The organism is Arthrobacter sp. RCC_34, from assembly GCF_041360795.1.
Taxonomy (GTDB): Bacteria; Actinomycetota; Actinomycetes; order Actinomycetales; family Micrococcaceae; genus Arthrobacter_E.
In genome coordinates, this window is sequence record NZ_JBFUPW010000001.1 from 560,976 (window position 1) to 584,750 (window position 23,775).

The following is a 23,775-nucleotide window of genomic DNA, read 5'->3' on the forward strand; positions in this document are numbered from 1 at the left end:
GGGGTGGCCAGTGCTTACCGGGGGTGGTCAGGCGCCCGGACCCGAGGCGAGCGTGATGACCACCTGCTGCCCGAGCGAGTGAGTGGTCCGCCAGCCGTCCCGGTTCTCGCGCAGCCAGGTCTGGGTGTTGTAGTCGACGCGGTCGATGCCGTAGGTCTTGGCATGCGCCACGGCCCAGTGCGCGACGGCCCAGCCGGTGGACCCGGAGACATCCACCCGGACTTCCCGACCCGAGCCCTCGAGCCCGAGATGCGGGAAGGCCTTCGCGAGTTCCTTGCGCACGGACTGGGGGTCCCCGGCGCCGGAGGCTGGGGCGAGGCTGCAGCTGAACGACGCGGGGGACTGTCCGGTCAGGGACGAGGCGAACGCGCGGCCCTCGCTCTCGTGGTCGGCGTAGGCCTCGGGGAAGGCAGAACGCTGGACGGTCTGCGCAGCCTCGGTCAGCGGGATCGACTGGTAATTCGGCACCTTCACCAAGGCCTTGTAGAACGTGGCCGTGGAGTAATAGGGGTCCATGATCTGGGCTTCGGTGCCCCAGCCCTGGGAGGGGCGCTGCTGGAAGAGGCCACGGGAATCCGGACCGGCCGCATCACCGTAGCTGAGGTTCCGCAGATTCGACTCCTGGATGGCCGTGGCGATCGCGATCGAGGACGCGCGCGGCGGGAGCTCGCGGCTGACCCCGACCGCGGAGATCAGCGAAGCATAGACGGACTGCTCGGGGGTCAGCTGGAACTTCTGCCCGGACACGTCGGCAGTGCACAGTTCGGGGCCTTCGGCGCTGATCGTGTGGGTCAGCTGGACGGCGACCCAGATGCCCCCGGCCACGAGGCTGGCGAGGAGGACGAGCGTGATCCAGAGCCTGAGGTGGCGACGTCGTGACACGAGAAGCTTCCGTTGGGGGACAGGAAAGGGGGTGGGACCACCGGTCCCGCCCCCTCCATGGTAAATGGCGTTCCTGACTAGTTGGCGTGCAGCGCCTCGTTCAGCTCCACCGTCTGGCCCTTGCGGGGCAGGACCTCGACCTCGCCGGTGCTGGAGTTGCGGCGGAAGAGCAGGTTCGGGACGCCGGAGAGTTCCACGGCCTTCACGATCTGCTGCTGCTCCTCGCCGTCGGCGTCCTTCGGGCCGTGCAGGCGGACGCGCGTCCCGGCCGTCACATACAGGCCGGCCTCGACGACGGAGTCGTCGCCGATGCTGATGCCCACGCCGGAGTTGGCGCCCAGCAGGACCCGCTCGCCCAGGGCGACGCGTTCCTTGCCGCCGCCGGACAAGGTGCCCATGATCGAGGCGCCGCCGCCGACGTCGGTCCCGTTACCCGCCACGACGCCGGCGGAGATACGGCCCTCCACCATGGAGGTGCCCAGGGTGCCGGCATTGAAGTTCACGAAGCCCTCGTGCATGACCGTGGTGCCGTCGGCGAGGTGGGCGCCCAGGCGGACGCGGTCGGCGTCGGCGATCCGCACGCCCGTGGGGACCACGTAATCCACCATGCGCGGGAACTTGTCGACGCCGTAGACCGTGACGTTGCCGCGCTTGCGCAGCTTGGCGCGCACGCTCTCGAAGCCCTCGGGCAGGGCCGGGCCGAAGTTGGTCCACACGACGTTGGCGAGCTTGCCGAAGAGGCCGTCCAGGTTGACGGTGTTCGGCGCCACCAGGCGGTGGGAGAGCAGGTGCAGCCGCAGGTAGGCGTCGGCGGTGTCCGCGGGCGCCTCGTCCAGGTCGATCTGCACGAAGACCACCTGCTGCTGGGTGCCGCGGTCGGCGTCGTCCCCGGCGGCAGCCGCCTCGATCAGGTCCTGCGGCGCATTCTCCACGGACCGCAGGGACTCGGCGGCCTCACCCAGGGCGGGAGCGGGGAACCAGACGTCCAGCACGGTGGCGTCCTCGCCGCGGACGGCGATGGTGGCGATGCCGAAACCGTGGGCGGTGCGGCTCTGGGCGGAAGCGTTCTCAGGGGCTGCGGAAGTCATGCGAGCAGTTTATCGGCGCGTCGTGCGGCCTCAAAAGCAGCGGCTTCCCGTGACGGTAGAGTGAAAAAATGACCGCTCTGGACCTTCAGCAGGACGTTTCGCTCCTCACCGCCGCCTTGATCGACATCAACAGCGTCTCCGACCAGGAAACCGCCATCGCCGACGCGGTGGAACAGGCCCTGCGGGCCCTGGACTTCTTCGAGGTGACGCGCGACGGCGACTCGATCGTCGCGCGCACGACGGCGGGTCACGCCGAACGCGTCATCCTCGCGGGCCACCTGGACACCGTGCCCCTGCCGGGCACCGAGGGCGCCCGCGGCACGGTGCCCAGCAGCTGGGACGGCACTCCGGGTGAGGGAGTGCTCCACGGACGCGGCGCCGTCGACATGAAGGGTGGCGTGGCGGTGCAGCTGGCGCTCGCCGCCGCCATCGGTCGAGGCGAGCTGGTCCCGCAGCGCGATGTCACCTTCGTCTTCTACGACCACGAAGAGGTTGAGGCTTCCAAGAGCGGCCTGGGCCGGCTCGTCAAGAACCACCCCGAGCTCCTGACCGGTGACTTCGCGATCCTGCTCGAACCGACCAACGGCGTGGTGGAGGGCGGCTGCAACGGCACGAGCCGCTTCGAGGTGACCACCCGTGGCGTGGCTGCCCACTCGGCCCGGGCGTGGATGGGGGAGAACGCCATCCACGCGGTGGCCCCGGTCCTGACCCGGCTCGCCGCGTACCAGCCCCGCACCGTGGCCGTGGACGGGCTGGACTACCGGGAGAGCCTGAATGCGGTCCTCATCCACGGTGGCACCGCAGGAAACGTCATCCCGGACCGTTGCGTGGTGGAGATCAACTACCGCTTCGCCCCGGACAAGACCGCGGACGACGCCGAGCTTCATGTCAAGCAGCTCATGGAGGGCTTCGACGTGGTGCGGACCGACGCCGCGCCGGGCGCCCGTCCCGGCCTCAACCACCCGGCGGCCGCGAGCTTCGTGGCCGCGGTCGGTGGCGAGCCGAAGCCCAAGTACGGCTGGACCGACGTCGCGCGCTTCTCCGAACTCGGCATCCCCGCTGTGAACTTCGGCCCAGGCGATGCGCTGCTGGCCCACAAGGATGACGAGCGCGTGGACGCGCAGGCCGTGCGGACGTGCCTGGAGGCGCTCACCGCCTGGCTCTCCGACTGAGTCCTGCGGAACAACTGAGTCCCGCGGAGCAGCAAAGAGGCCGTGACCCTGAGGGTCACGGCCTCTCCGCTGCTCGGGTATTCAGGTGTCGGCGTCAGGCGCCGGCGCTCCCGCCTTCCAGCGTGGAACCCGGAGCCGGGTTCGCCTCCAGCACCTTGCCCTTACGGCCCTTTCTCAGCCGGATCTCCACCAGCTTGGCGATGCCGGACAGGATGAGGCACAGGCCGATGTAGATCACCGCGGCCACCATGGCGGCCGGGATGATCGGCGATCCGTAGAGCGCCTGTGAGCCAAAGTACTTGGCCTGGAACAGGATCTCGTTGTAGGTGACGATGAAGCCCAGTGCCGTGTCCTTCAGGATGACCACCAGCTGAGCCAGGATCAGGGGGAGCATGGCCCGGAAAGCCTGCGGGAAGAGGATCAGGCTCATGACCTGGCTCTTCCGCAGACCGATCGCCATGCCGGCTTCCTTCTGGCCCTTCGGCAGCGACTCGATGCCTGCGCGGAACGCCTCCGCGAGCACGGAGCCGTTGTACAGGGTGAGACCGCCGACCACGGCCGCGAAGGGCGTCACCCCATGCACGCCGACCGTCGGCAGGCCGTAGTAGATCATCATCATGAGGATCAGCAGCGGCACGGCCCGGAACAGCTCGACGAACCAGAAGCAGGGAACCGACACCCAACGATGGTCGGACAGCTTGCCGACCATGAGCAGCATGCCCAGCACGATGCTGAGCACGGCGGCCAGGGCGAAAGCCGAGAGCGTGGCGCCGACTGCCTGAAGGATGGTCTGCTGCACCAGAGGGAAGGTGAAGATCTTCCACTTGGCCGCGGTGAACTGGCCGGTGTCGATCAGACGGACGATGACGAAGGCGATGACGCCCAGGACCACCAGGAGCGTGATCACGCCGCCCACCAGGTAGCGGGCCTTGGCCTTGGGGCCGGGTGCGTCGAAGAGTACCGAGGTCATCGTGCCACCTTCCACTTCTTCTCAAAGTGCCGCTGGAGCAAGGAGAGCAGAGCGACGAGGATGATGAAGCCGAGGGCCACCCACAGCAGCCCGGCCATCGCGGGCTCACCGCGCTCGGACAGATTGGCCCGGATGGCGCCGGCCTCCATGACGGAGAAGCCCGCGGCGACCGTGGTGTTCTTCAACAGGGCGATCAGCACGCTGAACAGTGGGGGGATCACCGCTCGGACGGCCTGGGGGAGGACCACCAGGCTCAGGGTCTGCCCGAAGTCCAGGCCGATCGCGCGGGCGGCCTCCGCCTGACCGATCGGGACAGTGTTGATACCCGACCGGATCGTCTCGGCGATGTAGGTCGCCGTGTAGAGGCTCAGACCGATGATCGCCGCCACCATGAAGCTGATCTGCGGCAGGCCCAGTTTCGGGTAGCCCAGGGCGAAGAAGAACAGGATCAGGGTCAACGGGGTGTTGCGGACCAGGTTGACGTAGACCGTTCCGACGGCTCGGGCCGCCGGGACCGGCGAGACGCGCATGGCCCCGACCACCGTGCCGATGATCAGCGCGAAGATCGCCGAAAAGAAGAACAGGATGATCGTGTTCTTGAAGCCCTCGGTGAAGAGGTCGAGATTGTCGAGCAGCGTGTTCACGTGTCAGATCGCTTTCGCTCGCAGGGACAGGGGAGGCTCGTGGGGCGGTTTCCCGCCCCACGAGAGGTGTCACTGATAGTCGTCCACCGACGGCTGCTGCACCTTGGTGCCCGTGCTGCCCAGGGTCGAGTCGTAGATCTTCGTCCAGGTGTCCTTGCCGTCGGTGAACAGCTTGTTCACGAAGTGGCGAAGGGCGGCGTCACCCTTGGCCATGCCGACGCCGTACTTCTCGGTGGTGAAGGGCTCACCCACCACCTTGAGCGCCTTGTCAGGATCCTGCGACGCGTAACCCAGCAGGATGGCCTGGTCCGTGGTGACCGCGTCCACGGAACCGTCCTTGAGCGCGGCGACACACTGCGAGTAGTTCTCGAACTCGACCGGCTTGGCGGACTTGAAGTTCTCCTTGATGTTCTGGATCGGAGTGGAACCCGTGGCCGAGCAGACCTTCTTGCCGTCCAGATCCTTCTCGCTCTTGATTGTCGTGTTGTCAGACTTCACCAGCAGACCCTGACCGGTGACGAAGTACGGACCGGCGAAGTCGATCTGCTTCTTGCGCTTGTCGGTGATGGAGTAGGTGCCGACGTAGTAGTCGATGTCACCGTTCTGGATCGCGGACTCGCGGTTGGCGGAGGGGATCGGCTTGAACTCGATCTTGCTCTTGTCGTAGCCCAGCGAGGCGGCGATCCACTTGGCGATCTCCACATCGAATCCGCTGAACTCACCCGTGGCTGCATCCTTGAAGCCGAGGCCGGGCTGGTCCTGCTTGACGCCGATGCGGATCTTGTCGTTGGACTTGATCTTGTCGAAGGTGGGGCTTCCCGTCAGGGAGACGTCCTTGGCGACGGTGTACGGTGCGTCACCGCCGCCTGCGGCGCCGTCGCTCGGGGAACCGCCGCTCGAGCCGCCACAGGCGGAGAGCGTCAGGGCGAGCGCCGCGGCAGCGGCGCCCAGTGCCGCGGTGCGGCCGGTGAAAAGCTTCCTCATGGTTGTCGTTCCCTTTCCGTGTCCGGTCGGCAGACCGGGGAGATGGAGATGAGCCGGGTGCGTGGCTCGGTACTGAGCAATCGAGTGTTGACAGGTTCAGTGGTTGAGCAGGTTCAGTGGGTGAGCAGCTTGGACAGGAAGTCCTTGGCGCGGGAGCTCTGAGGATTCGTGAAGAACGCCTCGGGCTCGGAATCCTCCACGATCTGCCCATCGGCCATGAACACCACCCGGTCAGCGGCCTTCCGGGCGAAGCCCATCTCGTGAGTCACCACGATCATGGTCATCCCCTCCTTGGCCAACTGGACCATGACGTCCAGGACCTCGTTGATCATCTCGGGGTCCAGGGCGCTGGTGGGTTCGTCGAACAGCATGACCTTGGGCTTCATGGCCAGAGCACGGGCGATCGCCACACGCTGCTGCTGGCCTCCCGAAAGCTGGGCGGGGAGTTTGGGGGCCTGCTTGCCCACCCCCACCCGTTCCAGGAGTGCGCTCGCATCGCGCTCGGCGGTGGCCTTGTCCTGCTTCTTGACCTTGATGGGGCCCAGCGTCACGTTGTCCAGGATGGACTTGTGCGCGAAGAGGTTGAAGGACTGGAACACCATGCCGACATCGGCTCGCAGATTCGCGAGCTGCTTGCCTTCCGCCGGGAGCTCCTTGCCGTCGATGGTGATGACACCGTCGTCGATGGTCTCCAGGCGGTTGATGGTCCGGCACAGCGTGGATTTCCCGGACCCGGACGGCCCGATGATCACCACCACCTCGCCGCGCTTCACCTGCAGATTGATGTCCTGCAGAACGTGCAATGCGCCGTAGTGCTTGTTAACGCCCTTGAGGGAGACGAGGGCCTCCCCTTCCTCATGTGCGGTCATGCCATGACCTTAGTCACATCTTTTGGGCAATGTGAACTCAAGCGCACAATCTCTGCCGGATTGTGATCCACGCTGAGCTGGGCTGATCCCGTTAGCCTAAGACCATGAGCACGCACTTCACTTCCCCCCGGCACAACGAACCCCGGCGTCGCGGCCCCGTGGAACTGCGGCGCGGGCAGGCCGGCATCGAAATGGCGGACCAGCGGCTGCTGGACAGCGGCACGCCGGGCGCCTTCGTCCACTCCGACCCGTGGCGCGTCATGCGGATCCAGAGCGAGTTCGTCGAGGGCTTCGGCGCCCTGGCGGACCTCGGACCGGCCATCAGCGTGTTCGGTTCGGCCCGCACCAAACCCGGTTCCCGGTATTACGAACTCGGTGTGCAGATCGGCCGCAAGCTCGCGGAGAGCGGCGTCGCGGTGATCACGGGTGGCGGGCCCGGCTCGATGGAGGCCGCCAACAAGGGTGCCGTCGAGGGCGGCGGGGTCTCGGTGGGCCTCGGCATCGAGCTGCCGTTCGAGCAGGGCATGAACGAGTGGGTTGACCTCGGCGTCAACTTCCGGTACTTCTTCGCCCGCAAGACGATGTTCGTGAAGTACGCCCAGGGGTTCGTGGTGCTGCCCGGAGGCCTGGGCACTCTCGACGAGCTGTTCGAGGCCATGGTCCTCGTCCAGACCCACAAGGTGACCTCCTTCCCCATCGTGCTGGTGGGCGTGGACTACTGGACACCCATGCTCGAGTGGATCAAGGGGACGCTCGTGGCCGAAGGCATGGTGTCCCCGCAGGACCTCAACCTCATCCAGCTGGTGGACGACCCCGACGACGCCGTGCGTCGGGTGCTCCACGACGTCCACCCGGGCACCTCGGACGAGCGTCCCGAGTAGTCCGCACGCGGAAGCCCCGTCCTGGTCCCTTGTCGGCCGGGGCGGGGCTTTCTGGCACCATGGAGGCATGACTTTCCTCCTGGTGTTCCTCGCGATCGTGGTGCTCGGCGCGGCCTTCGTCATGGCCACGCCGCTGCTGCGCAGGATCAAGGTGGGAGGACGATCCCTGAGTGCCCCCGATCTGGAGGACGGTTTCGAGGAGCCGGCGGCGAACCTGCCGGCCGTGCTGCTCCCGGAACGCCCCACGCCCGCGGATGTGGACCGGCTGCGGTTCTCGCTCGGCCTGCGCGGGTACCGGATGGACCAGGTCGATGAGGTTCTCGACCGTCTGCGGGATCAGCTCGCCGTTCAGCAGAGCGAACTGAGCCGACTGCGGGGCCGGCTCGCGGAGCTGACGGCGGGGTCCGCCGTCGTCGGGCCGGCGACCGGTGACCAGCCGCATGAGTGAGCCGGTCTCCCAGGAGCTCCGCCGGGACGGGTCCGAACCGGCGCCGCGCGTCCGGGGGATGATCACCGCGCCGCGGAGCTGGCCCTGGTGGGCGCAGCTCAGCGCGGTCTACGTGGCGGCCCGCGTCTTCAGTTTCTTCGTCTTCTCCGGCGCGGCCTTCAAACAGGGCATGAATCCCTGGATGCCCGCGAGCCCCGGGTACTGGGATTTCATCACGATCTGGGACGGCCGCTGGTACCAGACGGCCGCCGAGCAGGGCTACCCGTCACAGCTCCCGGTCGACGCCCTCGGCAACGTCCAGGAGAACGCGTGGGCCTTCTACCCACTGTTCCCGCTGCTGGGGAAGGCCCTCTCCGGCCTCCTGGGGATTCCGGTCCTGGCCTCCCTGACGGTGATCGCCATGGTGGCCGGCCTGTGCGCCGTGCTCGTGATCCACCGTCTCTTCCTCTGTTTCGCTTCCCACCGCACGGCGTTCTGGGGTGCGGCCTTCGTGGCGGTGTTCCCCGTCTCCGGCATCCTGCAGGTGCCGTACGCGGAGTCGCTCAACCTCCTGCTGCTGGCGGCGTCGCTTCTGGCGCTCGTGCGGCAGCGGTACCTCGCCGCGATCCCGTTCGTCATCCTCGCGGCGCTGTCCCGGCCCACGGGGGTGCCCTTCGGCGCGCTCGTGGGACTGCTGCTGGTCCACCGCCTCTGGCTGCTCTTCCGCGCACGACGCCGGCCGGCCCCGGACGAGCTCGGCTCCCTGCTGCGCCACGCGGCGCTGACCGTGGTGGCCTGCGCGGCCGCACTCGCCTGGCCGGCGCTCGCCTGGCTGAAGACCGGGGACCCTCAGGCCTACACCCGCACCGAGACCGTCTGGCGGGGGACCGACCTGGTGCCGTTCAAACCGTGGTGGGACATGGCCGTCGGGCTCCTCGGCCCGGGTCTGGGTCCGGTCACGCTCCTGGCATTCGTGGGCGTTTTCGCGTGGGCCCTGCTGAAGGCTCCGGCGGTCCGGGCGATCGGCGTCGAACTCCGCCTGTGGTGTGCTTGCTACTTCGGGTACCTGCTGGCCTTCCTGCACCCTCAGACCAGCACCTTCCGGATGCTGCTGCCCCTCTTCCCTCTGGCACTCGCCACGGCATTCGTCTCGCGTTCGCGGGCCTACCGCTGGACGGTCGTCCTGATGTTCTCCCTGCTCCAGATCGTATGGATCGTCTGGCTCTGGGCGTGGGCCCAGTTGCCGGGCGGCGGTGACTATCCTCCGTGACCTGGGGCCTGGCCGATGTCCGGGTTGGTCCATCGATTAGCCTGTGACGCGCGACTCAGGGGATAATGGGAAGGACGCACTCGACGAACACAAGGAGAATCTCCTATGGCCGCCATGAAGCCCCGGACCGGGGACGGACCCATGGAAGTGACCAAAGAAGGACGCAGTCTCATCATGCGGGTCCCGCTGGAAGGCGGAGGCCGCCTGGTGGTGGAGCTCAACGCCGCGGAGGCCGCTGAGCTCAAGGGCTGCCTGGAGGGCGTGACGCAGAGCTGAAGCCACACGGAGCGCGGCTGCTGGAAAGCGGCCGCGCTGCGGTATTTAAGGCTGCTGAGGTATTTAAGGCCGCGGCATCCGAGCGTGCGTGCCGAGCTCCGCGGAATAGCTCAGCGCTTGACCGCGGCGAGGAGGCCGTCGCCGGTGGTGAACACGGTCGCCAGCACGCCCTCGTCCTCGCGCAGGCTCTTGATGAGCTGGCGCAGGGCGACGGTGGTCTGGTCGCGGTTGGCGGGGTTGCTCACGCGGTCGCGGTCGAGGGCGTCGTTGAGCAGGAGCACCCCGCCGGGCTTGAGCAGGCGGAGGGCCTGGGTGACGTAGAAGGGCGCCTGAGCCTTGTCGGCGTCGATGAAGACGAGGTCGTAGGCGGAATCGGTGAGGCGCGGCAGGACGTCCTGAGCGCGGCCGGAGATGGTGCGGGTGCGGTTGGCGGGGACTCCGGCTTCGGCGAACGCCACACGGGCCGCACGGAGGTGCTCCACGTCGTGATCGATCGAGGTCAGGACCGCCTGCGGGGAGAGCCCGCGCAGCAGGTAGACGCCGGAGACGCCCGCGCCAGTGCCGATCTCCACGGCGGTCCGGGCCTTCGCGCTGGCGGCGAGGACGGACAGCGCCATGCCGGTGCCCGCGGAGATCGCGGGAACCCCCAGGTCGAAAGCACGTTCCCGTGCCCGGAGGAGCACCTGGTCTTCCTCCGGCAGGCCTTCGGTGAAGGACCAGCTGGTGGATTTGTCGGTGCTCATGTGGTTCGCCCTCTGCGGAAAAGATGTATCTGGAAGAAGCTCCCCAGATATTTCACAGGGAACCTTGACATGATAACGGTCAAAGTGCTGGCGATTGAAGCCGGGGCTCGGTATGGCGCATACCCGCCATCGGGGGATGGATCGGAAGGGAGCAGGACATGCTGAACATGGCTGACAATCCTGCCACCGCGGTGGCAGTCGAGGACTCCGGCCAGGTGGAGACGCCGCTGGAGGAATGGAAGCGCCCCAGCTGGGAGGAAGTGGTCACCAACCACTCCGCCAAGGTCTTCCGACTCGCCTTCCGTCTCACGGGCAACCGCCACGACGCCGAGGACCTCACGCAGGAGGTCTTCGTCCGTGCCTTCAAGTCCCTCGACAAGTTCAAGCCGGGCACGCTGGACGGCTGGCTGCACCGGATCACCACGAACCTCTTCCTGGACCAGGTGCGCCGCAAGGCCCGCATCCGCTTCGACGGACTGCCCGAGGACGCCGACCAGCGGATCCCCGGCAACGAGACCAGCCCGGAACGCAGCTTCGAATTCAACAACCTGGACTCCGACATCCAGGCCGCGCTGGACAAGCTGCCGATCGAATTCCGCACGGCCGTGATCCTGTGCGACATCGAGGGTTTCTCCTACGATGAGGTCGCCACCGCGCTCGGCATCAAGCTCGGCACCGTGCGTTCCCGGATCCACCGTGGGCGCGCGCTTCTCCGGACCGCTCTGGCGGACCGCGATCCGCGCCGCACGGCCACCGGACGGCCCCAGCTCAAGCTCCCTCGCGTGGCGGGAATCCACTGACCGGATCCGCTCCGTGTCACTGAAGTCCGGCCCCGCCTCCGGGATCGTCCGGGAGGCGGGGGAGAGGGTAGTCTTTCCAACGTGATATTCGGTATTAATGGGCCAGAATTCCTGATCCTGCTGATCATCGGCATTCTGGTGATCGGCCCCAAGCGTCTGCCCGAATACACTCAGGGCCTGATGAATCTGGTCCGCGGAGTCCGGAAGATGGCTTCCGGCGCCCGTGAGCAGATCAAGGACGAGGTCGGCATCGACATCGACGAGGTCGACTGGCGCAAGTACGACCCCCGTCAGTACGATCCCCGCCGCATCATCCGCGAAGCCCTGCTGGAGCCGGACGCCCCGGCCGCAGCCTCGGCCGCCGTGGGTGCGGCCGCCGTCGCGACCGCCATGCCGGAGCGGGAGATCCCGCGACTGGCCGAAGGCGAGAGCGCGCCTTTCGACACCGAGGCCACCTGAGCAGAGCTGCCAGTACGACGACGGCGCGCCGACCATCCGATGGTCGGCGCGCCGTCGTCGTCTCCAGGGTGAGCCGTGGCCGGCTGGACTGCCCGAGGTCACCCCCGCGGGGTGACTCCGAGCGAAAGCCCGCTCAGTCCGCGTGGCTTGGCGGCCAGCGCGTCGGCCACTGAGAGCAGCTCACGGGAGACCGCGGCGTCCGGGTGGGCCAGGACGACCGGCATTCCGGAGTCCCCGCCCTCCCTGAGCGCGATTTCCAGGGGCAAGTGACCGAGCAGTGGGACCTGGTAGCCGAGAGTCTCCGTGAGGCGCTGGGAGAGCGTCTCACCGCCTCCTGAGCCGAACACTTCGAGTCGCTCACCGCCGGGGGTGTCGAGGTACGACATGTTCTCGACCACGCCGACCACCCGTTGGCCGGTCTGCGTGGAGACCGTGCCGGAGCGTTCGGCGACGTCGGCCGCCGCCGACTGAGGGGTGGTGACCACGAGGACCTCGGCGGACGGCAGGAGCTGCGAGACGGAGATGGCGATGTCGCCGGTGCCCGGGGGCAGGTCCAGGAAGAGGTAGTCCAGGTCGCCGAAGTACACCTCGGAGAGGAACTGCTCCAGGGCGCGGTGCAGCATGGGGCCGCGCCAGGCCACGGGGGCGTTGCCCTCCACGAACATGCCGATCGAGATGACTTTGACCCCGTGGGCCACGGGCGGCAGGATCAGCTCGTCCACGCGGGTCGGGGACTGGGTGATGCCCATGAGGCCGGGGACGGAGAAGCCGTGGACGTCGGCGTCGACGATCCCCACGCGGAGGCCCCGGGCCGCCAGGGCGCACGCGAGGTTCACCGTCACGGAGGACTTGCCGACGCCGCCTTTGCCGCTCGTCACCGCGAACACCTTGGTGAAGTTGCCGGGCTGGTTGAACGGGATCCCGCGAGTGTCGCCGGGACCGCGGAGCTGATCCTTGAGCGCCTGCCGCTGCTCCGGGGTCATGACGGAGAGCTCCACGTCGACGGCCGTCACTCCGGGGACCGTGAACAGCGCCGCCGTCGCATCGGCTGTGATCGTGTCCCGCAGGGGGCAGCCCTGGATGGTGAGGAGCACGCGCAGACGGACCGCGCCGTCGTCGTCGATCGTCACCGAGTCGACCATGCCCAGCTCCGTGATGGGGCGCCGGAGTTCGGGGTCGATGACCGTGTCCAGGGCGTGCTGCAGCTGCTCCGTGGTGGGCGGTGTCATGCTCCCGGGTCCTGGCTGGGCTTCTTGATCTTCGGGATCTGCTGGGTGCGCGGACCGCGCTGACGGTCCCGCTTGTCGCGGATCTTCTCCTTGACCTTGTCCGCCGTGGTCTCGCCGTCGCCGGGGCCGTCCTCGCCCGAATGGAACTCCTCCTGAGCCTCGATGATGTCTTCGAGGAGAGACCGCATCTCGGCGCGGACGTAGTCACGGGTGGCGACCTCGCGCAGCGCGACGCGCAGCGCGGCGAGCTCACGGGTGAGGTACTCGGTGTCCGCGAGGTTCCGCTCGGCGCGCTGGCGGTCCTGTTCCAGGGCCACGCGGTCACGGTCGTCCTGCCGGTTCTGGGCGAGGAGGAGCAGCGGCGCCGCGTAGGAGGCCTGGAGGGAGAGCATGAGCGTCAGGAGGGTGAACCCGAGCGCCTGCTGATCGAACTGCCAGTCGGCGGGCGCCCAGCTGTTCCAGGCCAGCCAGAACACACAGAAGATCGTCATGTAGACGAGGAACTGCGGGGTGCCCATGAAACGGGCGAAGCCCTCGGTGGCCTTGCCGAAAGCGTCCGGGTTGGGGGAGAACCGGGGGAAGAACCGGCCCCGTGCGGCACGGGGGGTGTCCAGGCTGTTCTTCTCCGCCCCGGGGCGGCGATCCCTGTTGTCAGCCATTGCGACCCCTCAGCTTCTTGAACGGGACGTCCTCGGCGTGGGCGCGCCAGTCTTCGGGCAGGAGGTGATCCAGGACGTCATCGACGGTGACGGCGCCGACCAGGCGGCCGGTGTCGTTCACCACGGGCAGGGCATTGAGGTTGTAGACCGCCATGATGCGGGCCACCTCGCTGATGTGGGCCTGATCCTGGACAGGCTCCAGGTTCTTGTCCACGAGGTTGCCGATCGGTTCGGGCGGGGGATACCTCAGAAGCTGCTGAATGTGCACGACGCCGAGGAAGCGGCCCGTGGGGGTCTCCAGCGGCGGGCGGGCGATGAAGATGGAGGACGCGAGCGCCGGGGTCAGCTCCTCGCGGCGCACGTGGGCCAGGGCCTCGGCCACGGTGGCCTCCGGCGGGAGGATCACGGGGACCGGGGTCATGAGACCGCCCGCGGTGTCCTCGTCGTACTCCAGGAGGCGCCGCACATCCTCGGCCTCTTCGGGCTCCATGAGCTGCAGGAGTTCCTCCTGCTGCGCCTCGGGGAGTTCGGAGAGGAGGTCGGCGGCATCGTCCGGGTCCATCTCCTCGAGCACGTCGGCGGCGCGCTCGCGGTCCAGGGAGGACAGGATCTCCACCTGATCCTCTTCGGGGAGTTCCTGGAGGACGTCGGCGAGACGTTCGTCCTGGAGTTCGCTGGCCACTTCGAAGCGGCGCTTGTCGCTCATCTCCTGCAGGGCTTCGGCGAAGTCTGCGGCTTTGAGGTCCTCGTGGCTGGCGACGAAGGCCGTGGCGGCCTGCGGTTCGGTGGCCGCGGCCGGGACGGCGTCCGTCCAGTTGATGATCATGGTCTCGTTGCGGCGCAGCCGGGCGAGCGGGGAGAACGAGTGCCCGCGGCGCACGAAAAGCTTGGAGACGAACCAGTCGCCCGAGCGGTGCTGGTCGATCGCGATGTCCTCGATCGTGGCCGAGCCCGAGCCGTCCGTGAGGGTGACCCGGCTGTCGAACATCTCGGCGACCACCAGGGTCTCCATGCCGCGCTGTTCGAAGCGGCGCAGATTGACGAGCCCGGTGCTGATGACCTGGGCCTGGTCCATGCTCGTCACGCGCGTCATCGGCACGAAGACGCGTTTCTTGCCCGGGACTTCCACCACCAGGCCGACCGCATGCGGAGGCGCGTTGTTGGCGCGGGCCAGCACCACGACGTCGCGGACGCGTCCGAGCCGATCACCCAAAGGGTCGAAGACATCCAGACCGAGGAGGCGGGCAACGAAGACGCGGGAAGTAGGGTTGCTCACCCGACTAGGCTATCCACTTCGTCCACGTTTGGCTGAATTCCGGTTGCAGCCCGGCTGAATAGGCAAGAATGTGGGTATGTCGAACTTGTTTGGTGCACCCAGGATTCCCGAGGAGCTCCGTTCCGTGCCGCAGGGCGTGACGGTGGGCTCCTACAACTCCTACCTCGATGCCCAGAAGGCCGTGGACTACCTGGCGGACCAGCAGTTCCCCGTCCAGTACGTCTCGATCGTGGGCAACGACCTGAAACTCGTGGAACGCGTGACCGGCCGTCTGAGCTACCCGCGCGTGGCCATGTCCGGCCTGCTCAGCGGTGTGTGGTTCGGTCTCTTCATCGGTCTGCTGCTGTCCCTGTTCTCTCCGGGCGGCGCGTTCTCCGTGGTGACCTCGGTGCTGATGGGCGCGGCCTTCTTCGCGCTCTTCGGCATCGTCAGCTACGCGATGCAGCGGGGCAAGCGGGACTTCACCTCGACCAGCCAGGTGCTGGCCAGCAGCTATGACGTGATCGTGGCTCCCGAGGTCGCGGGGGAAGCGAGCCGGCTGCTCCTGCAGCTCCCCATGCGGGGCAACGACGGCGGCGCCCGTCAGCACAGCCAGCAGCAGGGTCCGCAGGGTGGTCAGCACCCCGGATACGGGCAGGGCCACGGCCAGCCGCAGGCGCCACAGGAGCCGCAGCGGCCCGAGGGCTGGGGCAATCCTTACGGGCAGCGCTCCGAGGATGCCGTGCAGCAGGCTCAGACGCCGGAACAGCAGGCCCCGTCCACGGTGTCCTCGGACTACCGCGACCTCCCGGACGGCCGCCCGCAGTACGGCGTCCGGCTGAACCAGACGCCTCCGGCAGCTCCCGCGGCACCGGCCCAGGAACCGCAGCAGGCTGAGCCGCAGTCCGCGGAACAGCAGCACGCGGAACAGCAGATCGATGCCGGGCAGCAGCACGACGCCGCTCCGCAGGCGGAGCCGCACGGCGAGCACTCCCAGCAGCAGGAGGGGCAGCATGACGAGCCTCAGCAGGACCAGCACGGCGAGCCGCACCCCAAGGATCCCCGAGGCGAGTAGCCCCGGCCCGCTCCGGCGGGACCACGGAATGTGACGCCGCGCGTCGCACGGGTCCGGAACGACGAATGGCCCCGCACCGGGATTCCGGTGCGGGGCCATTCTCATGCCCGGGGCGCGGTGCTCACGCTGTCGCGCTCAGCGCGCCACGACGGCGGTGAGCGGCACTCAGCCGCGCAGGCCGGCCATCCAGGCCTCGACGTCGTCGGCCGTGCGGGGGAGCGCGGCGCTCAGGTTCACGGCGCCGTCCGCCGTCACGAGGATGTCGTCCTCGATGCGCACGCCGATGCCGCGGTACTCCTCCGGGATCGCGAGATCCTCGGACTTGAAGTACAGACCCGGCTCGATGGTGAACACCATGCCCTCGACGAGTTCGGCGTCCAGGTACAGCTCGCGCTTGGCCTGGGCGCAGTCGTGGACATCCATGCCGAGGTGGTGGCTCGTGCCGTGCGGCATCCAGCGGCGGTGCTGCTGACCGCTTTCCGCGACGGCCTCCTCCACGGTCACGGGCAGCAGGCCCCACTCGGCCAGGCGCTCGGCCAGGACACGGGTGGCGATCTGGTGCAGCTCACGGAACTTCAGGCCCGGGCGTGCGGCGGCGAAGGCCGCGTCGGCGGCGTCCAGGACGGCTTCGTAGACGCGGCGCTGCACCTCGGAGAAGGTGCCGTTGACCGGCAGGGTGCGGGTGATGTCCGCGGTGTAGAGGCTCTCCGCCTCGACGCCGGCGTCCAGGAGGAGGAGGTCGCCCTCCTTCACCTGACCGTTGTTGTTGATCCAGTGCAGGATGGTCGCGTTGTTGCCGGAGGCGGCGATGGTGTCGTAACCGAGGTCGTTGCCTTCCTCGCGGGCCTTCGCGAAGAACGCGCCTTCCACGACGCGCTCACCGCGGTGGTGGGCGACGGCGCGGGGCAGGGCCTTGACCACTTCGTGGAAGCCTTCGATGGTGGCGGCGACGGCCAGCTTGAGCTGCTCGACCTCCCACTCGTCCTTGATCAGGCGCAGCTCGGAGAGGGCCTCGGCCAGCTTCTCGTCCAGAGCGTCGAGCTGGGAGAGGTCCAGGTTCTCGGGGTCCTGGGCGGTGTTGTAGCGAGCGGTGTCCACCAGGGCGTCGATGTTCTCGTCAACCTTGCGGAGCAGGCGGATGGAGATGCCGCCGATCTCGGATGCGCCGACGTTCTTGGTGATCGCCACTTCGAGCTCGTCGAGGTGGGCGGTCGCCAGGTCGAGGCGCGCCTTCAGATCTGCCAGGCTCGGGCGCGGGCCGATCCAGAACTCGCCAGACCGTGCGTCCGCGTAGAACTGCTCGGTGTCGCGGCCGGCCATGGGACGGAAGTACAGGGTGGCGTGGTGGTGGCCGCCGTCGTCGCCCTGGCCGTCATCGGTGGGTTCGAGGATCAGGACCGCGTCCGGCTCGTGGTCTACGCCCAGGCCCGTCAGGTGCGCGAAGGCCGAGTGCGGGCGGAAGCGGTAGTCGGTGTCGTTGCTGCGGACCTTGTGCGGACCGGCGGGGATCACCAGGCGTTCGCCCTTGAACTGGTCCGAGATCGCGCGACGACGGCGGGCGGCGTGTGCGGCGACGGCTTCCTCGGCCGGGAGCTCCTGCGAGGCGGGAGCCCAGCTGCCGGCCATGAAGGCTTTGAAGGCATCGGAGGAGGGGCGCTGCGAACGGTTGTTCACACGGTCCTCCAACGGCTGGGTGCTGGCATCAGTGGTGTGTTCTGCGTCATTCACCCTCCTATCGTCTCACTGATCCGGAGCTCCGCGGGTCCGCCGGGACTACGCTGGGAGCGTGAGGATCGACCTGCATGCACACTCGAACATCTCGGACGGCACTCAGCCGCCCGCCGACCTCGTGGCCTCCGCCGCTCAGGCCGGGCTCGACGTCGTCGCGCTGACGGACCATGACACCACCGACGGGTGGGCCGAGGCCGCTGAGGCGGCGAAGGGGCTGGGCGTCGCCCTGGTGCCCGGCATGGAGATCAGCTGTCGCACTTCCGAGGGCATCAGCGTCCATCTGCTGTCCTACCTGCACGATCCCACGCACCCCGGCCTGCTGGAGGAGATCTCCAAGGCCCGCGACGCACGGCTCAGCCGGGCCGAGCACATGGTCGCGCTGCTCGCCGAGGACTACCCACTCAACTGGGACGACGTCACCCAGCACCTGGCGCCGGGCGCCACCGTGGGCCGCCCGCACATCGCCGACGCTCTCGTGGCCGCGGGGATCGTGAGTGACCGGACCGAGGCCTTCGCCACCATCCTGACGTCCCATTCGCGGTACTACGTGCAGCACTACGCCGTGGAGCCGGCCCTCGCCGTCGAGCTCGTCAGGGACGCAGGCGGTGTCCCCGTGTTCGCCCATCCGGTGGCCAGCGCTCGCGGCCGCGTGGTGGGGGAGCGGACCTTCCATGAGATGATCGACGCCGGCCTCGCCGGCCTGGAGGTCTGGCACCGGGACAATCCGCGCGAAGGCCGCGAATACCTGCTGGGCCTCGCCGCGAAGCACGATCTCATCGTCACGGGCTCCAGCGACTACCACGGCAAGGGCAAGCCCAATCTGCTGGGCGAGAACCTGACGTCCCCGGAACAGTTCGCCCGGATCGAGGACCAGGGCCACGGCAGCGTGATCCGGGGCTGAGGGGGCCTGTTTCGCCGGTCTCGGCGCCCCTGTCGACGCAATGCGCCGCAATGGGGGCGCGCCACGCCAACAAGGGCGCAAACCGTCACCAACGGCACACGATGCCGGGAAGGTGCTCTCAGCCCAGCGTATGCACCGTGGCGGAGTCCGCGAGGCGGGTCGCCATGACGGACACTGCCGATGGGTTCTCGTCCACGCAGACGAAGCGGCGGCCCGTCTTGGCGGCCACCGCGCCGAGGGTTCCGGAACCCGCGAAGAAATCCAGGCACCAGTCGCCCGGCCGGGTGGACGCCATGACCATGCGGCGCAGGAGACCTTCCGGCTTCTGCGTCGGGTAGCCCGTCTTCTCCTTGCCGGTGGGGGAGACGATCGTGTGCCACCAGACGTCCGTGGGGAGCTTCCCGCGCTGGCGCTTCTCTTCGGTCACGAGACCGGGGGCCATGTACGGTTCGCGGTCCACCTCGGCCGCGTCGAAGTGATACGCCTCCGGGTCCTTGACGTAGACCAGGATGTTGTCGTGCTTGGCGGGCCAGCGACGCCGGGCGCGGGCGCCGTAGTCGTAGGCCCAGATGATCTCGTTGAGGAAGCACTCCCGGCCGAAGATCGCGTCGAGCATCACCTTGGCGTAGTGCACCTCGCGGTAGTCCAGGTGCAGGTACAGCGTCCCGTCCGGGGCCAGGAGCCGCCACGCCTCGCGGAGCCGGGGCTCCAGGAACGCCCAGTAGTCCTCGAAGGCGTCGTCGTAGCGATGCAGATCCCCCCGGAGCGTCTGGTACGAGCGTCCCTGGAATCCGATCCGGTCACCCTCGCCCTCCGCGCTGCGGACCATGGTGGTCTGCTGGCGGCGCTGGGTGCGGCCCGTGTTGAACGGGGGATCGATGTAGATGAGCGTGAACGAGTCATCCGGCAGGGACGGCAGGAACCCGGCGTTGTCCGCTTGGACCACCAGGTTCCCGCCGTCCGCCTGCCAGAGCTGTTCAGCGGTCCGGGCCATGGATCCCGTCAGGATTCCTGGGCGGGGGCGCCGGCCTCGCGAGCCACGACCTCGCCGTTGCGGCGGCGGGTGCGGTTGCGCGGGCGGCGGCGACGGGCGTCGTCGTCGGTCTTCTTCTCGGCGGCGGGAGCCTCGGCGGTCTCGGCGTCAGGCTGACGCGTCCGACGACGGCGGCCCTCGCCGTCCGCGGAAGCACCCTCGCCGCGCTGGCCGCCGGAGCGGCGCTCCCCGTCGCGCTGGCGGTCACCACGGGAGGAGGACGACGGGCGCTTGGCGACGCGCTTGCCGGTCTCGCCCAGATCCTCGAGGACCTCGGCGTCCACACCGGCGAGGACGCGCTTGTCCCGGGGCAGCCGGCCCTTGGTGCCTTCCGGGATGTCCAGATCCGTGTAGAGGTGCGCGGAGGAGGAGTAGGTTTCCACGGGCTCGGCGAAGTCGAGGCCCAGAGCCTTGTTGATGAGGGCCCAGCGGGGCATGTCCTCCCAGTCCACGAAGGTCACGGCGGTGCCCTTGTTGCCGGCACGGCCCGTGCGGCCCACGCGGTGGAGGTAGATCTTCTCGTCCTCGACGCACTGGTAGTTGATGACGTGGGTGACGTCGTCGACGTCGATGCCGCGGGCGGCGACATCGGTGGCGACCAGGACGTCCACCTTGTTGTTGCGGAAGGCGCGCAGGGCCTGTTCGCGGGCGCCCTGGCCCAGGTCACCGTGCAGAGCGGCGGCGGCGAAGCCGCGGTCCACCAGCTCCTCGGCGACCTTCGCGGCGGTGCGCTTGGTCTTGGTGAAGATGACGGTGCGGCCACGGCCACGTGCCTGGAGGATCCTCGCCACCACTTCGATCTTGTCGAGTGAGTGAGCGCGGTACACCAGCTGGCGGATGTCCCGCTTGGTCAGGCCCTCGTCGTCCGGGTCCGCCGCACGGATGTGGGTGGGGCGCGACATGTACCGGCGGGCCATGGCGATGACCGGGCCGGGCATGGTGGCGGAGAAGAGCATGGTCTGACGGGTGCCGGCCGGGGTGGCGGCCATCAGGGTCTCGACGTCCGGGAGGAAGCCCAGGTCCAGCATCTCGTCGGCCTCGTCGAGGATCACGATCTTGATGTTGGAGAGGTTGAGGTGGCGCTGCTTGTACAGGTCGATCAGGCGGCCTGGGGTGCCGACCACGAGGTCGATGCCGTTCTGAAGGGCCTCGATCTGCGGCTCATACGCGCGGCCGCCGTAAATGGTGGCGATCCGGACCTGGTGCAGGCGGCTGGCGGTGGCGAGGTCGTTGGCGACCTGCACGGCGAGCTCACGGGTGGGGACGATCACGAGGGCCTGCGGGGCGCCTGGGACCTGCAGCTTCGCGTACTTCGGGTCATCGCTGGTGACGATGCGTTCCAGCGCCGGGACGCCGAAGCCGAGCGTCTTGCCCGTGCCGGTCTTCGCCTGGCCGATGATGTCGTGCCCGCCGAGAGCGACGGGGAGCGTCAGCGCCTGGATGGGGAAGGGGTGGATGATTCCGGCCTGGGCCAGGGAATCGACGATCTCGGCGCGGACGCCGAAGTCCGCGAAGGTCTTCTGGACCTCGGCGTGCGGTTCCGCCGTGGTGGTGATGGTCTCCTCCGGCTCGACACTCTCGGTGCCGCTGGTGTCGACCAGGACTTCATGACTGTGGGTTTCGCTCACGCGTGCCTCCTTGGCATTGCTCCGCCAGCGCCGGGACGGGCGTCTGCCAACCTTGGCGACGGCACCGGTCGTTCCAGGAAAGGTCCCGGAGAAGGCGGAGTACGGGTGGAAGCCGATCGCGGTCTGCGTGGGCCGCACTGGCGGCCATCAGGGGTGCCGGGCCCGTGTAGAACGGGCGGGGCGGGGGAAATCAATGGTCAATCAACGACCGGGCATCCATGACTACCCCCTCATTCTAGGGGATGGAGGGCTGATTCCCTGGATTTCCTCCCTCGGCTGAGCCCGAAGGGGCGTCCTCGACCAGACTGAAGGTGACCGTGCGCCGCTGGATGTCGGCGGCGTCCAGGCGCACCTTCACCCGCGTCCCGGGTTCCATGGCGCCGGTGCAGCGCGCCGACACCGCGGGATCGAGCAGCTGGACGGTCGCGACCGGAGCGGTGGCGTTCTTTCCGTTGCCGGTGGAGATGACCACGGCGTCGAAGACCTCGCCCAGCCGGGGCAGCATGACGGCGGCTTCGACAGTGTCGATCGCGGCGCGGTCCAGGCGTGACGAGCGCTGCTCGGCGGCTTTCATGAGGTCGGGCACCAGTGGCAGACTCTCCCTGGCCCAGGCCGGGACTTCAGTGCCCTGGCTGAGTGCTTCGCAGACCACGAGCACCCAGCGGTCGACGAGCCGGCGCAGCGGCGCGGTCGCATGGGAATAAGGCGCCGCGATAGCGGCCTGGACGGTGTTCTCGGGGACCTCGCCGTCGAATGCCACATAGCCCGCTCCGCGGAAGAGGGCTGCCGCCGCATGGACGATCGCGAGGTCTTTCGGCTGGGCCGGGTCGAGCGTCCTGAGGTATTCGCCGTAGCTCATGCCACCCGGACCGTCGGCCTTCCACGGTTTGCCGAGAGCGGCGGTCTGGCGTTCGAACGTCTCCAGGGACCGCGCGTCAGGAGGCGGCATGGTCCGCAGGATGCCCACGGAGCCGCGCACCATCAGGTCCGCGGCCGCCATGCCGGTCATGAGGGAGACCTGCGCGTTCCAGTCCTCCACGGGCAGCGGGACCTCGGTGATGAGGCGGTAGGCTCCAGTCTCCGGGTCCTGTTCGACCACCTGAGCCGGGAGCTTCAGGGAGGCGCCGCCCCGGAGGCGTTCGAGCTCGATTCGTTTCAGGCCCACCTCCCTAAGGAGCTGGAGGCACGCGTCGGCGGTGCCGCCGTCGATGGCCTCCTGCACACCCTGATAGCTCAGCTTGGCGCGCGAGCGGACGCGGGCCCGGCGGACCGTGGCGTTCACGACGGCGGCGGTGGCGTCGAGCGTGAACTCCCAGAGGAAGGCGCCCCGGTCGACGTCGGGCAGCAGGCTTCCGGCGTCCTCGGAGATCGCTTCGGGATGCAGCGGGATGCGGCCGTCCGGAGCGTACAGCGTGAGCCCCCGACGCCGGCATTCGGCATCCAGCGCCCCGCCCGGTGTGATGAAGGAGGGCACGTCGGCGATGGCGTAGTAGACGGTGTAGCCGTCGCCGTGACGTTCTATGAACACGGCCTGGTCCAGATCCGTGGACGACGCCGGGTCGATGGTCACGAGTTCCAGATCGGTGCGGTCCCAGGGCGGGAGTTCCCGGGTGCGGATGACGCGTTCGGTCTCCTCGAGGACGTCAGGCGGGAAGGCCCGGGGGACTTCGAGTTCTTCGCGCAGTGCGGTGAGCGCCTCGGCGAGACCGTCCTGAACGCCCTGGGCGCCGCTGGGGATCCATGTGTTCGTCACGCTCACAGGCTAGCCCCCGGGCGGTCTCCCGGCTTCTCCGACATCCCGCTGATTCCTGCTTCTGGCATACTGACTGCAAAATCATCACCGCGTGTCACGGCCGTCAGTGGCCAGTCAGGAGCAGGGCAAGCCATGACCAATCAGCCCGAGTCGCAGCAGCCGAATCCCCAGCAGCCGCCGGTCCCCCCGCAGCGCCCCCAGAACGCACCGACCCAGGGTGCGCCGTCCCAGCAGGGGCAGCAGCCTGGTCAGCAGAACTGGAACCAGCCCCAGCAGTACGGTCAGCCCCAGCAGCAGTACGGACAGCAGCAGGCTCAAAGTCCGTACCAGCAGCAATACGGTCAGCAGCAGTATGGCCAGCCGCAGCAGGGGTACCCGCAGCAGTACCAGCAGGCCCCTCAGCAGGGGTACGCGCAGCAGGGCCAGTACCAGCAGGCCGGCCAGGCCGCGCCGCAGCAGTACGGGCAGACCGGCGGCTCGTATGCTCAGCAGCAGTATGGCAACCAGCAGCAGCCGGTCTACGGCGGTCAGTCCGCCGCGGCGCCCGGACCCCTGGACCCGGGAACGAACCTCGGCTTCATGGCCGCCATCAAGACCGTGTTCCGGAAGTACGCCACCTTCACGGGACGTGCGGGCCGTCCGGAATTCTGGTGGTGGTTCGTCTTCGTGGCCGTGATCGCGGTGGTTCTCAGCACCCTTGCGGCGATCTTCTTCGGCACCGGCCTGTCGCAGGCGGTCGCCAACGGTGACTACACGGAGATCCCGGGCACCGGCCAGGCCCAGGTGAACACCAATGCCCTGATGATCATCGGCTTCATCTTCTGGGGCATCGCGGGGCTGTTCTCGCTGGCGGTGATCGTGCCGACCGCGGCCGTCGGGGCTCGCCGTCTGCACGACGCCAACTTCAGCGCCTGGTTCCTGCTCCTCTACCTCGTGCCGATCGGCAACCTGGTGCTCCTGTTCCTGTGGGCTCAGGCTCCCAAGCCCGAAGGCGCGCGTTTCGACAGCCGCGTCTGACGCCGTCGTCGACAGTCTGAACTGAGCCT

The 23,775-nt window shown here is 68.3% G+C and carries 24 protein-coding genes; 10 read left to right on the top strand and 14 right to left on the bottom strand.

The window, feature by feature from the left end; genetic code table 11:
- Positions 1 to 27: 27 nt before the first annotated feature.
- Both AB6732_RS02650 and dapD read right to left on the bottom strand, forming a co-directional pair.
- On the bottom strand, positions 28 to 882 hold the full coding sequence (locus tag AB6732_RS02650) for a hypothetical protein (RefSeq protein ID WP_370958055.1): 855 nt from the start codon (positions 880 to 882) through the stop codon (positions 28 to 30).
- Between the two features lie 77 nt (positions 883 to 959).
- Entirely contained in the window at positions 960 to 1,970 is a 1,011-nt protein-coding gene (dapD, locus tag AB6732_RS02655) for a 2,3,4,5-tetrahydropyridine-2,6-dicarboxylate N-succinyltransferase (protein ID WP_370958057.1), read from the bottom strand.
- A gap of 68 nt (positions 1,971 to 2,038) precedes the next feature.
- Here dapD and dapE point away from each other — a divergent pair, with 68 nt between their 5' ends.
- On the top strand, positions 2,039 to 3,142 hold the full coding sequence (gene dapE / locus AB6732_RS02660) for a succinyl-diaminopimelate desuccinylase (protein WP_370958059.1): 1,104 nt from the start codon (positions 2,039 to 2,041) through the stop codon (positions 3,140 to 3,142).
- Between the two features lie 94 nt (positions 3,143 to 3,236).
- On the opposite strand, the gene AB6732_RS02665 is transcribed toward dapE, so the two are convergent.
- The 4 genes from AB6732_RS02665 to AB6732_RS02680 form a co-directional block, all read right to left on the bottom strand.
- A complete protein-coding gene (locus AB6732_RS02665; RefSeq protein WP_370958061.1) occupies positions 3,237 to 4,112 on the bottom strand; it encodes an amino acid ABC transporter permease in 876 nt (291 codons plus the stop codon).
- Positions 4,109 to 4,756 (bottom strand): amino acid ABC transporter permease, encoded by a 648-nt coding sequence (locus AB6732_RS02670; RefSeq protein WP_370958063.1) that lies wholly within the window; start codon positions 4,754 to 4,756, stop codon positions 4,109 to 4,111. Before AB6732_RS02670 ends, AB6732_RS02665 begins: the two co-directional genes overlap by 4 nt.
- A gap of 69 nt (positions 4,757 to 4,825) precedes the next feature.
- The gene (locus tag AB6732_RS02675) at positions 4,826 to 5,740 is read right to left on the bottom strand and encodes a glutamate ABC transporter substrate-binding protein (RefSeq protein WP_370958065.1); all 915 of its coding nucleotides are present in this window, start codon (positions 5,738 to 5,740) and stop codon (positions 4,826 to 4,828) included.
- A 113-nt stretch (positions 5,741 to 5,853) separates the two neighbouring features.
- Entirely contained in the window at positions 5,854 to 6,609 is a 756-nt protein-coding gene (locus AB6732_RS02680) for an amino acid ABC transporter ATP-binding protein (protein WP_208186400.1), read from the bottom strand.
- Between the two features lie 104 nt (positions 6,610 to 6,713).
- Between AB6732_RS02680 and AB6732_RS02685 the strand changes: the two genes are divergently transcribed.
- The 4 genes from AB6732_RS02685 to AB6732_RS02700 all read left to right on the top strand — a co-directional run bounded on the left by AB6732_RS02685 (position 6,714) and on the right by AB6732_RS02700 (position 9,463).
- A complete protein-coding gene (locus tag AB6732_RS02685; RefSeq protein ID WP_370958067.1) occupies positions 6,714 to 7,490 on the top strand; it encodes a TIGR00730 family Rossman fold protein in 777 nt (258 codons plus the stop codon).
- A gap of 67 nt (positions 7,491 to 7,557) precedes the next feature.
- Positions 7,558 to 7,938, top strand: a complete 381-nt coding sequence (locus tag AB6732_RS02690; RefSeq protein ID WP_370958069.1) for a DivIVA domain-containing protein — start codon at positions 7,558 to 7,560, stop codon at positions 7,936 to 7,938.
- Positions 7,939 to 7,996: 58 nt separating this feature from the next.
- On the top strand, positions 7,997 to 9,187 hold the full coding sequence (locus AB6732_RS02695) for a hypothetical protein (RefSeq protein ID WP_370959582.1): 1,191 nt from the start codon (positions 7,997 to 7,999) through the stop codon (positions 9,185 to 9,187).
- Between the two features lie 105 nt (positions 9,188 to 9,292).
- A complete protein-coding gene (locus AB6732_RS02700) occupies positions 9,293 to 9,463 on the top strand; it encodes a DUF3117 domain-containing protein (RefSeq protein ID WP_307497615.1) in 171 nt (56 codons plus the stop codon).
- Positions 9,464 to 9,573: 110 nt separating this feature from the next.
- Here AB6732_RS02700 and AB6732_RS02705 read toward each other — a convergent pair whose 3' ends face one another.
- Positions 9,574 to 10,206, bottom strand: coding sequence for an O-methyltransferase (locus tag AB6732_RS02705; RefSeq protein ID WP_370958072.1), 633 nt, complete (start codon positions 10,204 to 10,206; stop codon positions 9,574 to 9,576).
- Positions 10,207 to 10,364: 158 nt separating this feature from the next.
- On the opposite strand from AB6732_RS02705, the gene sigE reads away from it, so the two are divergent.
- Complete coding sequence (gene sigE / locus AB6732_RS02710) at positions 10,365 to 11,006, top strand: RNA polymerase sigma factor SigE (protein WP_307497613.1); 642 nt, start codon at positions 10,365 to 10,367, stop codon at positions 11,004 to 11,006.
- Positions 11,007 to 11,090: 84 nt separating this feature from the next.
- Positions 11,091 to 11,465, top strand: coding sequence for a twin-arginine translocase TatA/TatE family subunit (locus AB6732_RS02715; RefSeq protein WP_370959583.1), 375 nt, complete (start codon positions 11,091 to 11,093; stop codon positions 11,463 to 11,465).
- A gap of 98 nt (positions 11,466 to 11,563) precedes the next feature.
- Here AB6732_RS02715 and AB6732_RS02720 read toward each other — a convergent pair whose 3' ends face one another.
- The 3 genes from AB6732_RS02720 to AB6732_RS02730 are packed head-to-tail and all read right to left on the bottom strand — an operon-like array spanning position 11,564 to position 14,629.
- The gene (locus tag AB6732_RS02720; protein ID WP_370958074.1) at positions 11,564 to 12,694 is read right to left on the bottom strand and encodes an Mrp/NBP35 family ATP-binding protein; all 1,131 of its coding nucleotides are present in this window, start codon (positions 12,692 to 12,694) and stop codon (positions 11,564 to 11,566) included.
- Complete coding sequence (locus AB6732_RS02725; protein ID WP_370958076.1) at positions 12,691 to 13,353, bottom strand: DUF1003 domain-containing protein; 663 nt, start codon at positions 13,351 to 13,353, stop codon at positions 12,691 to 12,693. Before AB6732_RS02725 ends, AB6732_RS02720 begins: the two co-directional genes overlap by 4 nt.
- On the bottom strand, positions 13,346 to 14,629 hold the full coding sequence (locus AB6732_RS02730) for a magnesium transporter MgtE N-terminal domain-containing protein (RefSeq protein ID WP_066211215.1): 1,284 nt from the start codon (positions 14,627 to 14,629) through the stop codon (positions 13,346 to 13,348). The genes AB6732_RS02725 and AB6732_RS02730 overlap by 8 nt, the downstream gene beginning before the upstream one ends.
- A gap of 76 nt (positions 14,630 to 14,705) precedes the next feature.
- On the opposite strand from AB6732_RS02730, the gene AB6732_RS02735 reads away from it, so the two are divergent.
- A complete protein-coding gene (locus tag AB6732_RS02735) occupies positions 14,706 to 15,683 on the top strand; it encodes a general stress protein (RefSeq protein WP_370958078.1) in 978 nt (325 codons plus the stop codon).
- 165 nt (positions 15,684 to 15,848) lie between these two features.
- Here the strand turns inward: AB6732_RS02735 and AB6732_RS02740 are convergent, their stop codons facing one another.
- The gene (locus tag AB6732_RS02740) at positions 15,849 to 17,411 is read right to left on the bottom strand and encodes an aminopeptidase P family protein (protein ID WP_370958080.1); all 1,563 of its coding nucleotides are present in this window, start codon (positions 17,409 to 17,411) and stop codon (positions 15,849 to 15,851) included.
- A gap of 58 nt (positions 17,412 to 17,469) precedes the next feature.
- Here AB6732_RS02740 and AB6732_RS02745 point away from each other — a divergent pair, with 58 nt between their 5' ends.
- Entirely contained in the window at positions 17,470 to 18,315 is an 846-nt protein-coding gene (locus tag AB6732_RS02745) for a PHP domain-containing protein (RefSeq protein WP_370958082.1), read from the top strand.
- 118 nt (positions 18,316 to 18,433) lie between these two features.
- Here the strand turns inward: AB6732_RS02745 and AB6732_RS02750 are convergent, their stop codons facing one another.
- The 3 genes from AB6732_RS02750 to AB6732_RS02760 all read right to left on the bottom strand — a co-directional run bounded on the left by AB6732_RS02750 (position 18,434) and on the right by AB6732_RS02760 (position 22,729).
- Positions 18,434 to 19,309: a site-specific DNA-methyltransferase gene (locus AB6732_RS02750; RefSeq protein ID WP_370958084.1), complete on the bottom strand. Its 876-nt coding sequence runs from the start codon at positions 19,307 to 19,309 to the stop codon at positions 18,434 to 18,436.
- An 8-nt stretch (positions 19,310 to 19,317) separates the two neighbouring features.
- Positions 19,318 to 20,976, bottom strand: coding sequence for a DEAD/DEAH box helicase (locus tag AB6732_RS02755; protein ID WP_370958086.1), 1,659 nt, complete (start codon positions 20,974 to 20,976; stop codon positions 19,318 to 19,320).
- A gap of 235 nt (positions 20,977 to 21,211) precedes the next feature.
- Positions 21,212 to 22,729: an RNB domain-containing ribonuclease gene (locus AB6732_RS02760; protein WP_370958088.1), complete on the bottom strand. Its 1,518-nt coding sequence runs from the start codon at positions 22,727 to 22,729 to the stop codon at positions 21,212 to 21,214.
- A gap of 132 nt (positions 22,730 to 22,861) precedes the next feature.
- On the opposite strand from AB6732_RS02760, the gene AB6732_RS02765 reads away from it, so the two are divergent.
- Positions 22,862 to 23,746, top strand: a complete 885-nt coding sequence (locus tag AB6732_RS02765) for a DUF805 domain-containing protein (RefSeq protein WP_370958090.1) — start codon at positions 22,862 to 22,864, stop codon at positions 23,744 to 23,746.
- The last annotated feature ends 29 nt before the right edge of the window (positions 23,747 to 23,775 follow it).